At 60.1% G+C, this 12,577-nt stretch carries 13 protein-coding genes and 1 pseudogene; 5 read left to right on the forward strand and 9 right to left on the reverse strand.

The window, feature by feature from the left end:
• Positions 1–43: 43 nt before the first annotated feature.
• Complete coding sequence (locus tag KM295_RS11575; RefSeq protein ID WP_256030114.1) at positions 44–199, reverse strand: hypothetical protein; 156 nt, start codon at positions 197–199, stop codon at positions 44–46.
• On the opposite strand from KM295_RS11575, the gene KM295_RS11580 reads away from it, so the two are divergent.
• Both KM295_RS11580 and KM295_RS11585 read left to right on the forward strand, forming a co-directional pair.
• Positions 198–1,457, forward strand: a complete 1,260-nt coding sequence (locus KM295_RS11580; RefSeq protein WP_256030115.1) for a M20 family metallopeptidase — start codon at positions 198–200, stop codon at positions 1,455–1,457. The two genes, KM295_RS11575 and KM295_RS11580, sit on opposite strands and share 2 nt — an antisense overlap.
• 272 nt (positions 1,458–1,729) lie before the next feature.
• On the forward strand, positions 1,730–2,068 hold the full coding sequence (locus tag KM295_RS11585; protein ID WP_256030116.1) for a thioredoxin family protein: 339 nt from the start codon (positions 1,730–1,732) through the stop codon (positions 2,066–2,068).
• A 35-nt stretch (positions 2,069–2,103) separates the two neighbouring features.
• On the opposite strand, the pseudogene KM295_RS11590 reads toward KM295_RS11585, so the two are convergent.
• The 4 genes and pseudogenes from KM295_RS11590 to KM295_RS11605 all read right to left on the reverse strand — a co-directional run.
• Positions 2,104–2,535 (reverse strand): annotated as a pseudogene (locus KM295_RS11590) (DsrE/DsrF/DrsH-like family protein); the annotation flags it as partial.
• Between the two features lie 128 nt (positions 2,536–2,663).
• Complete coding sequence (locus tag KM295_RS11595; protein ID WP_256030117.1) at positions 2,664–3,317, reverse strand: AIM24 family protein; 654 nt, start codon at positions 3,315–3,317, stop codon at positions 2,664–2,666.
• Between the two features lie 272 nt (positions 3,318–3,589).
• Entirely contained in the window at positions 3,590–4,348 is a 759-nt protein-coding gene (locus KM295_RS11600) for a DUF7847 domain-containing protein (protein WP_256030118.1), read from the reverse strand.
• 518 nt (positions 4,349–4,866) lie between these two features.
• Positions 4,867–5,901, reverse strand: coding sequence for a bactofilin family protein (locus tag KM295_RS11605; RefSeq protein ID WP_256030119.1), 1,035 nt, complete (start codon positions 5,899–5,901; stop codon positions 4,867–4,869).
• 1,040 nt (positions 5,902–6,941) lie between these two features.
• Here KM295_RS11605 and KM295_RS11610 point away from each other — a divergent pair.
• Together KM295_RS11610 and KM295_RS11615 are read left to right on the forward strand one after the other, a co-directional pair.
• Positions 6,942–8,042 carry an MFS transporter gene (locus KM295_RS11610; RefSeq protein ID WP_256030120.1) on the forward strand — a complete coding sequence of 367 codons (1,101 nt, stop codon included), beginning with the start codon at positions 6,942–6,944 and terminating at the stop codon, positions 8,040–8,042.
• Positions 8,043–8,387: 345 nt separating this feature from the next.
• Positions 8,388–9,350: an asparaginase gene (locus KM295_RS11615; RefSeq protein WP_256030121.1), complete on the forward strand. Its 963-nt coding sequence runs from the start codon at positions 8,388–8,390 to the stop codon at positions 9,348–9,350.
• A gap of 148 nt (positions 9,351–9,498) precedes the next feature.
• On the opposite strand, the gene KM295_RS11620 is transcribed toward KM295_RS11615, so the two are convergent.
• Together KM295_RS11620 and KM295_RS11625 are read right to left on the reverse strand one after the other, a co-directional pair.
• The gene (locus tag KM295_RS11620) at positions 9,499–9,810 is read right to left on the reverse strand and encodes a hypothetical protein (protein WP_256030122.1); all 312 of its coding nucleotides are present in this window, start codon (positions 9,808–9,810) and stop codon (positions 9,499–9,501) included.
• 35 nt (positions 9,811–9,845) lie between these two features.
• The gene (locus tag KM295_RS11625) at positions 9,846–10,100 is read right to left on the reverse strand and encodes a MoaD/ThiS family protein (protein ID WP_256030123.1); all 255 of its coding nucleotides are present in this window, start codon (positions 10,098–10,100) and stop codon (positions 9,846–9,848) included.
• Positions 10,101–10,191: 91 nt separating this feature from the next.
• Between KM295_RS11625 and KM295_RS11630 the strand changes: the two genes are divergently transcribed.
• Entirely contained in the window at positions 10,192–10,473 is a 282-nt protein-coding gene (locus KM295_RS11630) for a MoaD family protein (protein ID WP_256030124.1), read from the forward strand.
• Positions 10,474–10,515: 42 nt separating this feature from the next.
• Here the strand turns inward: KM295_RS11630 and KM295_RS11635 are convergent, their stop codons facing one another.
• Both KM295_RS11635 and KM295_RS11640 read right to left on the reverse strand, forming a co-directional pair.
• Positions 10,516–12,192, reverse strand: coding sequence for an aldehyde ferredoxin oxidoreductase family protein (locus tag KM295_RS11635; protein WP_256030125.1), 1,677 nt, complete (start codon positions 12,190–12,192; stop codon positions 10,516–10,518).
• Between the two features lie 142 nt (positions 12,193–12,334).
• On the reverse strand, positions 12,335–12,577 hold a 243-nt coding region (locus KM295_RS11640), incomplete at its 5' end, for a cytochrome c oxidase subunit 3 (protein WP_256030126.1).

Raw genomic sequence — 12,577 nt, forward strand, 5'->3', positions numbered from 1 at the left:
ATCACCTGACCCCGACGTAGGCCCACGCCTATCGGTCGATCGATCACTTGTAGCCAACGTGGGGCGACTCGTATCGATACTGGGGGACGACCGCGACGAGACGGAAGTTGCTCTCGCCGTCCCAGAGAAAGGCGGAGACGCCCTCGTCCCCTGTAACGAGACTGCGAGGAGGACACTCGCGGGGCGTCTCGACTGACATGTCAGCCGACACACCGGCTACCTACGTCAGGAAGAGCGGAAACGAACTCGCCGATCTGGCGCTGGAGCTTTTGGCTGTCGAGACCGCGAACCCGCCGGGGGACACACGCGAAATTGTCGAGCTTATAGAGCGGTATCTGGACCCATATTCCGTCGAAGTCGATCGGTTCGCTGTCGATCCGGCCAAACCCAACCTCGTGGTACGACTGCCGGGCGAGCGCGACGAAAGCATACTGTACAACGGTCATACTGACACGGTACCGTTTGACACCGAGGTGTGGTCGTACGACCCACTCGGGGAGCGCGTTTCTGATCGGGTATACGGCCGTGGCGCGACGGATATGAAGGGGCCGCTCGCAGCGATGATATTTGCGATCACGGCGTTCCTCGAGACCGGGGCAACCCCGGCGACAGATCTGGTGTTCGCGTTCGTGAGCGACGAGGAGGTGGGCGGCGATGCCGGTCTACCGGCACTCGTAGACGAGGGGCTCCTCGAGGCGGATGCCTGCGTGATCGGGGAGCCGACCTGCGAGGAAGGTCGTTACTCAGTGACGGTCGCCGACCGTGGGAGTATCTGGTTCACATTCGAGGCGCGCGGTGAGTCGGCTCACGGCTCTCGACCAGTTCTCGGCGAGAACGCCATCGACCGACTCTACGGGGCCGTTCAGACGCTCCGAAAGCGGTTCGGAACGCGGAAACTCGACGTATCGCCGGAATTGGAGCCGGTTATCGAGGAATCAATCGAGTATTACGCGCCGACGATGGGCTCCCAAGCGGCCCGAGACCTCTTTGGTTTTCCGTCGATCAATCTCGGAACGATCGAGGGGGGAGAGGCCATCAACAGCGTTCCCCAGTCGGCACGGGCAGAGATCGACATCAGGCTGACCGCGGGAATCGAGACGTCCGATGTCCTCTCGGACATCCGCAGCTGCGTTACGGACTGTGAGGGCGTTACGATCACTGACGTGTCCTGGAGTGTCGGAACCGCAGAGACGATCGACACCCCGATCGTCGAGGCTGTCGCCTCGGGTGCGGAGGCTGTAACTGGAGGGCGGATCTACCGGCGGAGCGCGACCGGCGGCGGCGACGCGAAACGGCTTCGAAACGCCGGGATTCCGACAGTAGATTTCGCGTTCGGGACAGACACAGTCCACGCCGTCGACGAGTACATACCCGTCGATGCTCTCGTCGACAACGCGTTGGTATACGTTACTCTGCCCGAGGCGTTCGCCAGGGAGTTTGACGACGATGTGCGCTGAGTCTCCCCGTGACTCGTCGTAGCCATCCCACCCCATAGAGGCGTTTGTTCGTCACAGCCACTGGCAACGTTCAGAACGGGACGGGGATCGCCGCCGGTCCCGGACGAATCCGAGCCGATACCGATCACCTTCCCATTTGACACGGCGGGTCTCTCTCGGTCGTGTCGATTTCTGCCGATCCGTTACGGGGATACTCCTTGGCCCCTCCAGTAACTATTTATATTGTATACTAAGCACAAGTCTATTAACTACTCCGTCCGTAGTCGGTGTTAATGACAACTCGGACGACCGATGCGGGTAGCGTAGTTTCGCTCGGCGACGACGATCTCGAGTCGGTCGTTGGGGTCGATGGCCCCGCTCTTGTAGAGTTTCACGCGGAGTGGTGTGGCGCCTGCCAGCGGATGAAGCCGCACCTCGAAACGATCGCCGCCGAGACCGACGCGACAGTACTGACGGTCGATATCGAATCGCATCTCGAAACTGCGATCGAGTTCGGTGCCCAGAGTACGCCGACGTTCGTCCTGTTCGTGAACGGACAGCCGGTGAAACAGCTCCGAGGGGCACAAACCGAGCAGTCGCTTCGCGATCTGGTCGGCAGATACAATAGCTGAATGTCCGTCCTGTCGATCCGGGCGGGATCGAGTAATCAAACGGGAAGCCTGGCATCTGCGTCGGCCATGTCTTGGAGGGCTGTCGCAGCGCCGACGCCGGTAGTGACGCCGTCGTAGAAGTAGTCTCCGTCGTAGTCCATCAGGTGGATAGTCATCCGACAGCCCCGGAGCTCAACGCCCATCTCGAGGCTCGTCTCCAGCAGGTCCTCGATGGAGGCCGTGTCGTTGTCTTCGATCTTCCTTCGCGTCATCTTCGTCGTCACGCAGTCCATCCCGGGGAGGGCGGCAACGGCGTTCGGAACGGGCATGTCTGGATTGCCGACCGACCTGAACTCGAGGCCCTTCGAACGCTCCTCGCGGAGGATATCCCGGCTCCAGAACGTGTCCGTCGGGATAATGCTCGTCTTCTTGGTGTCGTCTCCGACGGTAGCTTCGGCGAGGACGCCCTCGAATTCGTCGACACGCGCGGGAGTTCCTCGTTACCCCCGCCCTGCTACTGCTGAACTACCGGGCACCTCTCGCGGTCGGCAGCGGGATGGGCTCTCCGTTAGGGAACTTCGAGGAGAGATCTCCGTGTCTTAGCGTAGGGAGGCTATCACAGTTCTTCGTACGGCTGGACGGCGACGAAGCCGTCCGATCCCTCGAAGTTCATCTGGAAGCGTTCACCGGACTCCTGGCCGATCATATCCGAGAGGTTCTTGTTGACCTCGACGCTCGGGGTAGTTCCGTTCCACGCGACAGTGGCGCTCGGATCGGTCGTCACCGGGGGTTCGATGACGATCGGATCCCCGTGGGTTGTAAGTGCGACGTATCCGGGGCCTTCGAGGTAGACGTTCGTGAAGCCACCCGCAAAGGCACCGGCGAGGCTGTCGATACTGTTGATCTCATAGGCGACCTGTGATTCGAAGGCGAGGACGTCCTCGCCGTTAACCGTGAGAGCGTCGCCATCGTCGAGCGAGAGGACCTGAACTTTCTTTTCCTGATCGGCCAGATACACGTGGCCATTACCTTCGACGTTCATTATCGGCGTCCCTTCACCGGTGGCCGCCTCCTTGAGAAAGCCGGTGATACCACCCTCGGGGGTGGCTTGGCCGGTAAAGGAGAGTTCTCCGGTGTATGCGATCATCGCGCCAGCCTTCGCCAGCACCGATCCGTCGACGGCGACATCGAGCGTGTAGCTGTTCTCCAGTTCGAACGGTTCTTCGGTCCCGGTAGGCGTGTGTTGAGTCTTGAATCGGTCGATATTCATGGTTTCACAGAGCCGATCGGGAGGGCTCTACCCTTCGTTCGCTACAGTAGAGTATGAAGCGGGCGGTAGCTACAAATCAGATTCGAGCTAACCTGTCGAGGGATTGTGTCGGTAACGCTTACGTCGCTTTCGGCGTCTTGATTCCGATACGATCGTAAATGCGATTCTGGAATTGCTGGGGCTGATATAAATATCACGTCACGATCTGGACGGTCACGCCAGTGAGAAACAACACAAGCAAGAGAGCAAAGGGCATCTGTTGCTCCCGTCTCCTACAAACTGGTCGTCGAAACGTCTCGGGTTGGTTGTGAGTTATGCGGCGGTTTGCTCCCGTCTTGGAGTTGAACGTACATCGCAGCCATGATCCCGTAGACGAAGACGAAGCCGATACTATTGGCGACAACCGTGATGAGATCTCCGAGCAGTGGTTCGCCGCCGGCCTGGAGGATTGCGGACGGGATGCTGACGAGCATCCCGAACACTCCCAGCGAGAACACGAACACGCCGAGCTTGAGCCGGTGGCCCCGAGAGAATCCCCAGCTCCGTTTTAAACCACCGAGTACGCCACGGTCTTCGACACCGACGGCGAAGATGAAAAACATGAAACACGCCGCAAGGAAGATCCCCGGGAGAATAAAAAAGACCGACCCGATCATGACGGCGAGCGCGACGAAGATGCTACCGACGAGCATCGACAGCGTCGCCCGGGCCATACGACGCGTGTACAACAACGGGGGGAACGACGAGAGCTCCGACTGCGGTCGGACGAATGCTCGAGCGACGATCACCAGATAGACGACCGTGAAAAGCAGCGTGCCGACGGAGAGAACGCCTGCGACGGTCCCCGAGACCGGAAGCATCACACCGAGCGTTTCGGTCGCTTCGGGCGGGAATCGTGCGGCGATGGCCGTGTTGATGGAGGCCAGCGAGAGAAATTGCAGGGCGAACAACAACACGAACGCAACCGCGCCAGTCAGTGTCAGTGTCCGTTCGATGCCGTCCGAAACCGCCTTCGTCAGTTGGAGGGCCATGGCTGTGGTTTCCTCGGGTAGTAGTATCAACCCGTGGATGGGTCAAAACTGGATTTAACCGTCACGGGGCTTCGTCATAGCGATAACAGCGAGGGAACCCACGGGTTCAGCTGTGAGGTAGCTTATCACTGCTTGGTTTTGGGATTACCGATCTGAAAAAAGAATAGTTCGTCGCGAGGTTATCCGATCGAGGCTGGGAATACAATCACAGAAAAACTGAATTATCTGAATACGAGTGACAGCACTCTGTCGCCGTGGAGTGACTTACCACAAGATATGTGTGAGACGCGACCTCATACCACACGGGGACTGGGGATACGTGATCCTTAGGGCTTGTATCGACCCTCCCCACTCCCTGTCCTCGAAGGAATAAACACGGGCCAAGACATCTCCGACGGGCCTGAATACTCGATGCAATACGTTCCGACGGTGCCGTAAGCAGAGACGCTGAGCGAGTTATTCGTCCCCTCAAGAGCCCTGAGATCAGCCCCCAGTGCGTTTCTATCGACACCACCTGTCTATGCTTTCGCCTCCTGTACCGCCGGATATGGGGCCGACTCTCTTTGCTCGCCATTATCCCCGTTCGCGAATCGCCACTCGTAGAGTGCCCGGACAAATGCGCCGACCCCGAACAGCGCGATCCCGACCAACAAAAACCCCATATACGGGAGTATGTTGGCGAGACTGACGACCGCCAATCCAGCCGCGAGCCCACCCCATCGATGGTCGTAATCGAATACGGACAGTCCCCACGTTCCGATCACGAACGCCCCGTAGACCAGCCCGATCCACAGGAAGAAAATGAAACTATAACTAGCGAAAAACGCGAGGGGAATCCCGACGACCGACAGAAACAACGCGCCGAGAACGAACGGCATTCCGATCAGCGTCGCCACGCCAACGCCGCCACTGACGATCGGTCGATCGATACCTTGCGCGGAGACCCGATCGCTAAACCGGGGCGCGGCCACCAGTAGAATCGCCCCGAACAAGAAATTCGCCAGAAACAGGTACAAGCTGACGAGCGGCGTCAGGGCTGCATCGGGGATATCCGGCAGCGACACGTTCGAAAACGGCGCCATCCCCTCATCCCGTTCGGTTTCCGTTACCGCACCTGTAATGTCGGCGTCGTCCGAGATCGTCGTCTCGTCGGCGCTGTAGGTCAAGTCACCGTCGATCGTTGCCGTCGGGCCGACCGTAACGGATTCGCCATCGAGCCGCGTGTCGCTATCGGTCGTGCCGTCAACGGTGACGGTTTCGCCGGTCGCCTCGACGGGCCCACCGATGTTCGCGGCTTCCCGAACATGGACCTCACCGCCGGTTGCCGTCAGGTCACCCTCGACAGTCCCTTCGATTATCACGGACCCTCCTGTCGCTGTCACGTCACCGGTCACGTCGCCCGAGATGGTCACCGACCCGCCAGTCGCGGTTAGATCACCGTCAACTGTGCCCGCCACGAGCACATCACCGGCTGTTACCTCGAGATCACCCGCATGCGTCTCACCGGGACCGATCGTGATCGAGCCACCGGTTCGCTGATCCTGTGCGCTCACGACACCGATCGTACCTGACAGACACAGGGTTCCAACGACCACAAAGACGGCGATTCTTCCGAACTGCGAGGATCGGGTCATTCCTATTGTCTGACCTCACTATCGTAGCCAAGAGCCCGATCCGACATAACGGATCCGTAGACTAAAAACGAGATTTGATACGGAGTTCGCTGTCGTTGGAAATCAATACGTTGCCGCAGGCGATCTCCACGAACTCGACTCCGAGACCGGCGAGACGACCTGGCAGGCCCACCTCCCGAGCGAGGGCACGGCCGCCCCGGTCGTGAACTACCCCACTTGCTCGCGCTGTCGCGATAGCAGTCATCGCAATCCGTCATCGACCCAACGAACCATCGGAACAGGCTGAATAATTCGGTTCCGAATAGAGCTATCGAACAGACGCTGTCCGGGTCGATCCACGACCATCGGACGGAACATATTCATACGGCTTTCTTTCAGAGGAGTGTCACTTCTGGATACAGGTAGGAAGCCGGGATGTGAAGTACCTCTGGGGCAAGCCCCGAGGCTTCACCGTCTTGGGGCCGCACCGCACCCGCAGGCGAAATTTAATTCCTCCCGACCTTCTCCGTGAGGAGTCGGCTGGAATTCACACCCGAACACGCCGAAGTGTCCGTGGGAGTCGGTGGCTTCACGCCGCCCGTTGAAACCCCCGTCGCACCGCCGTAGCGGGTTTTGAGAGGGGCCACATTTCCAAACTGTCGAACGACCAGCGAAGGAAATGAGGTCTTCATTTCCATACTTTGAGAGGTTTGTTTCTGGTCGTTGTCGGCATGTTAACGCTAGAAATACTTGAATTTGTGGAATATAGTGACGGCATTTACCCTCGGGATCAAGCCCCGAGGCACTCTGCCTGTTAATCTGTAGAAACATTAATTAAGCAGGTGTGATGACGCTTCAGTATCACGCTGACGAGTTTGTTCGAATCGGGACGAAAGGAAGTTACAGCGCTCCGACGAAAGGGGCGGGGGAAGATCCTGGTCGTGGTTGCCTTTCCGTGGGCACTCCTGTTAGGCTCGCGCATGGCGTTGCCCGTCTTACTTCCCTACATACAGACCGAGTTCGATCTGAGCCTTTCTATCGTCGGCCTCTTGGTGACGTTGCTGTGGCTTGGAGGTGCGATCGGACAATTGCCAGGCGGTATCCTCGCAGATCGCTATCAAGAAGGCTCGATCCTCACACTCAGCGTCGGGTTAGTCGCACTCGCTCTCATCGTTGTTGTGCTGGCCCCAAACACAGCCAGTCTATTTCTCACCGTTACGCTCTGGGGGTTCGCCACGTCACTCTATCCGATCGCTCGCATCACCATTCTCTCCGAGACGTATCCGGATCGGCTCGGCAGCGCCCTCGGGCTCACCATGGCAACAGGAGACCTCGGCCAAACGCTCGTGCCGCCGATCGCAGGAACCCTCGCAGCAGTATTCGTCTGGCAAGCCGGAATCGGCTTTATTGTCCCACTCCTCGTTATCGGTGGTATTGGCACCTGGATCGTCGTTCCGAGATCAGTTCAAACAGCCAGTTCAAACGAGACGTCGTCTCTCAACACGGCCCGCTACGTCATCGAGGAGATGCGCCGTCCGATCATGGTATTTGTGAGTTTCATCCTCGTTTTGTTTTTCTTCTTCTGGCAGGCGTTCACATCGTTCTTCCCGACGTATCTGGTCGTCGAGAAGGGTATCTCGACAACGATGGCGAGTCTCCTGTTCGGGGCGTTCTTTGCCGCGGGGGCAATCGTCAAACCGGTCGCCGGGATGGCGTACGATCGGATCGGGATGCGATGGGCGCTGATCAGCGTCCTTCTCGGACCGGTCGCCGGACTCCTTTTGCTTCCGATCGTCGAGCGGCTCGAACTGATCGTTATCGTGACACTAGCGATCAGCACCATGCTCGGAAACGGAGCGGTCACGCAATCGTTCGTCGCAGAGCAGTTCCCAGCAGAGATCCAGGGAACCGGCCTCGGTGCTGTGCGAACAATAGCAGCAGTGGTCGGATCGACAGGGCCGGTTCTATTCGGTATCGTAGCGGATCGCGGGTTTTTCGACGAAGGGTATGTCGCCCTCGCGGTGCTCTTGCTAATCGTGATCCTGCTCGCGTACCGAATGCCCAATCCCGACAGAGGCTGACATCTCCCCACCTGGAACCGAGAGACAGGGTATGTACACGTCTCCCGTCCCCACTTTCTGGGGGTACCATCGCCGCGTCTCGGCTTCACTCGGCTGTCAGCGCTGAAAGAGAGGCGTCGAGGGCTTCGGCTCTTTTTCTCACAGTGTCCCGCCGGGCAATCGGTCGATCAGGCCCTTCCCTCTACGCTCGCGTGTAGCAAATCGTTGCAGTCTCACGGTTTCACGTTCCAAAAGCTTGCCGGCCATGATCACGGGTGTTGTCGACTCTTCGGGTTGCTCTCTCGTCGTCGAGGCCGGAATCGGGTGGTGGAGAACCTATTTGGTTCCAGCGAGATCATCCCTTCCATGGTACTCGAGGTTGTCTCGACGGGTGGCACGATCGCATCGACGGGTGACAGCGGCTCCGGAGTAGAGCCGGAACTTAGCGGTGACAACCTCGTTGCCGATATTCCGGAACTCGAGGACATCGCGGACGTCCGCACTCGTGATTTCTCGAATATTCCGAGCCCCCACTTTTCGATCGATCGGATGTGGGAGCTATCCCAAACGGTCAGGAAACTGGATGCGGATCCGGACGTCGAGGGGGTTATCGTTACGCATGGAACCGATATTCTGGAGGAAACCGCATACTTCCTCGATCTCACGTACGGCGGTGAAACCCCCGTGGTCTTTACCGGCGCGATGCGAAATCCCTCGCTACAAAGCCCGGACGGCCCGGTTAACCTCCTTACCAGTGCCAGAGCTGCGGTTGATGCGGATGCCCGTGGGAGGGGCGTTCTGGTTGCGTTCAACGAGCGGGTACACCCAGCCCGTGACGTAACCAAGGTCCACTCGACGAACGTGGACACGTTCCGATCGCCGGAGAGTGGCCCACTCGGCGTCATCGATGAGACCCGTGTAACGTGGCTCCGCCGACGCGAAGAGTCCTCCCCGACGCTTGACCCCGATGCGGCGCAACTCACCAACGCTGTCCACGCTGTAACCGTCACAGCGGATATGAACCCGGCACAGATCCGCGCGGCAGGAGACGCTGCGGCGCTGTGTTTCGCTGCGACGGGCGCCGGTCATATTCCACCCTCGATCGTCGATCCGCTGTTCGATCTCAAAGACGACGATATCCCGCTAATAGCGACGACCCGATGTCCCGAGGGACGGCTCGCTCGCCGGACATACGGCTTCCGTGGCAGCGAAGCCACACTTAAAGAGTTGGATTGTTACTTCAGTCCATTAAATCTCCAGAAGACCCGGATCGCCGCCGTTCTCGGAGTCGGAACCGACTCGCTAGAGAGCCTCTTCGAACAGCCATAACCCCATCTGGGGGATCGGGCTCTGCGATGTTACGACAAAAACTCCTCGAGTGGGCGTGGGTGTCGGGCATGGCTCTATCCGATCTTCTCCGTTTCAACTCAGAGCTGAGTTTCAACAAAGTCCGTCGGCTGTGATCGTCTCGAGATACTCAATGCTGACTCGCCACGGGACACCGGGAGGTGAGTCGTGATCCCAGAGAAACGACCCTCTCGGTGGACAGCCCCGAAACCCCCTCGTGTAGCGGGCCTTCGCCTGTGGGAGGCCCCCGTTCACAGCGGGTGAGGATGTCACCCAGTGTATCGTGCTTCCAGTTTTCGAGGGAGGAAAGCGTCGCGACGAACCCCTCGATTTCTTCGAGCAACCGGGGTTCGGCCTCGTCGACCGCCGGGAGCGTCACGGCCACCCGATCAGTCACGTCGGCGGCGTCGGTGGGGCTGTCCGTCTCTGCGTGGAATGCCATGGGCGAAACGTCTCCCGTGTCCTGATCGTTGCTGATCAGTCCCGCATCGGCGACGTAGAGACGTTCAACTGGTCGCCGTCGGCGAGTTGCGTCGACGGATCCAAGTGACGCCCGTCCCGCATGACGACGAGCGTATCTTCGTCGTCGATCAGTCCCTCGAGGTCGGTATATTCCCCGGCGAGCCGATCCAGGACGTCCGCGACCGTCGCGCCCGTTTCGACTGTCAGCTCCGTCCGGTCGGCGGTGACGGCCTCCCGGACGTTCCCGTAGCATCGAACCACGATCTCCATGCCGTCCGGTTCGTGCGCCGGCTAGTAACCGTTTGGGAACGCCCCGATCGGACTCGGATAGATTGATACCGATCACGTCTCTAGACCACGTATGGAGATCGAGTGTGTGTTCTTCGGACCGATCCAGGAGGCCACCGGAACGAAAGCGACGGCGTTGACGATCGAGCCGGGCACCACGGTGGCGGAACTGATTACGGACCTGACCGCCGAGTACGAAGGCCTCGAAGAGCGGCTATTGACCGACAGCGGCGAGATCCGCGACAGCCTCGTGTTCACCGTGAACAAACGCCATATCCGCCATCTGGAGGGCGAAGCGACGGAGCTGTCGGACGGCGATACGGTGCGGATCACGACGTCGATACAGGGCGGGTAGTCGGCCGGGACCGGCGTCCGCTACCGGTCGGATCCGAGCCGTTCAGTCGTCGCCGGCGGCCGCGGATTCGGCGGCGCTTTGCTCCGGGACAGTCCCGTCGTCATTCCAGCCTCGGCTGGCGTAGTACTCATCCAGTGCCGTCTCGAAGTCGGGCAGCTCGTAGGGTAGCCGGTCGTCCTCGCGGTCCATCCCGCGTTCGTTGTTGAAGTGGCGTTCGAGTTCGATAACGCGGCTCCCTATCCCGTCCAGCCGTTCCCAGTCGGTGCCGAGGAGCGCGGCGAGTTGCTCTTCGCTGATGTAATCGTCGATCCCGAACGCACAGACGATCCCGCTGTCGCGGATCGCCATCTTGTTTTCGCGGTGGATCAGCATCTCGACTTTCTCCTCGAACAGCCCCTCGGGATCGATCTGACCGTCGTACTCCGGGCCGAGCATGTTTCCGTACATGTGGTCGGCGCCACGGTTGGCGACGGCGTACGAGAGCCCCTGTCCGTGGATCGCTCGTCCGTCGTGGGCCGCAAACTCGAGGCCCTTGACGCTCCAGTTGCCGACGCCGAGCTCTTCGTGTGCACGTTCGACGCCCTCGGCGAGGGTGTCGCCGATCCCCTCACGGTGGGCGATTTTCGGCAGTATCTCGTGGACGAGTTCGGCGTTCCCGAACTCGTCTTCGGCGGCGAGGTAGGCGGCGACGGTGTCACCGGCGCTGATCGTGTCCATCCCCAGCAGGTCACAGAGCTCGTTCGATTGCATCACGTCGACGACGTCGCCGATGCCCTGGTTGCTGCCGAACGAGAACACGGTTTCGAACTCCGGCCCCTCCGTCTCCAGATCGCGCGCCTCGTCTTTCGTCGGAAGCTTGCAGGCGAACGCACAGACCGAACAGGCCTCTTTCTTGTACTTTTTCGACTCGACCGCGTCGCCGTTGATCCCCTCGACCGATTCGAACTCCATCTCCGAAAAGTACCGGGTCGGCAGCGAGAAGTTGTCGTGGATGAACTGCGTCCCCGCGGTCGTCCCCTGTCGCTTCATCATGTCGTCGGTCGTCGCGGCTTCGGCGTGGATCTCGGACTGTACGTCCTCCGGCAGCTCCACCGACGGCGTGGAGTCGCCCTCGAAGGACATCGTCTTGACGTTCTTCGATCCCAGGACGGCGCCGAGGCCACCCCGCCCGAAGGCCCGAGAATCGTAGGTCATGACGCAGGCGAACCGAACGAGGTTCTCGCCGGCGGGTCCGATGGTGATCAGGTTTTCCGACTCCAGGCCGTGTCGCTCGTTCATGACTTCGGTCACCCGTGGGACCTGGGCCTCGGCCAGTTCGGGGACTTCCTCGAACTCCACGCCATCGTCGGTGACGTGAATCGCGAGCAGTTCGTCGCTCTCGCCGACGATCTCGACGACTGGATACCCCGTCCCGGCGAAGTTCCGGGAGAGATAGCCGCCGGCGTTCGTCGAGAGGACCCCGTCCGTCAGCGGCGAGAGCCCGGTCATGTTCATCCGGCCGGTAAACGACATCTGGGACTGCTGGAGCGGTCCGGTCGAGATGTACGCACGGTTCTCGGGGCCGAACGGATCGGCATCGAACGGGATCCGGTCGTGGGCGAGTTTCGTCGCGACACCGCGCCCGCCGACGAACGATTCGAGTTCGTCGTCGATATCGGTTTCGCGGACGGTTCGGGTTCCGACGTCGATCGTCAGGAGCGGTCCTTTGGCGTGTTCCATATTCTCTAGACCGAACGCTCAGCCACATTAACGTTCGGGTGGAAAACAGCGCGAACGGTTCGACGGCGGGACTACCCCGTGGCTCGGCCGCCGGATCGGTGCGGGTCCGCTTTCGAGTCGGAGGAATCGCGGGTGAGAGCGATCAGAACAGATAGAAGAGTGGGAAAAGGAAGACCCAGACGATATCGACGAAGTGCCAGTAGAGCCCGAAGTACTCGACGGGCCGGTGATCGTCCAGATAATACCCCTGGTAGGCCCGAACGATCAGGAAGGCCGCCACGACGAGCCCGATGATGACGTGCAGCCCATGGAGCCCGGTCGTCACATAGTAGATGCTGGCCTGGATCGGCGGCCCGTGGGGGTTCTGGGTCAGCGTGATGCCGAC

The organism is Natronomonas aquatica, assembly GCF_024449025.1.
GTDB classification, from domain to species: domain Archaea; phylum Halobacteriota; class Halobacteria; order Halobacteriales; family Haloarculaceae; genus Natronomonas; species Natronomonas aquatica.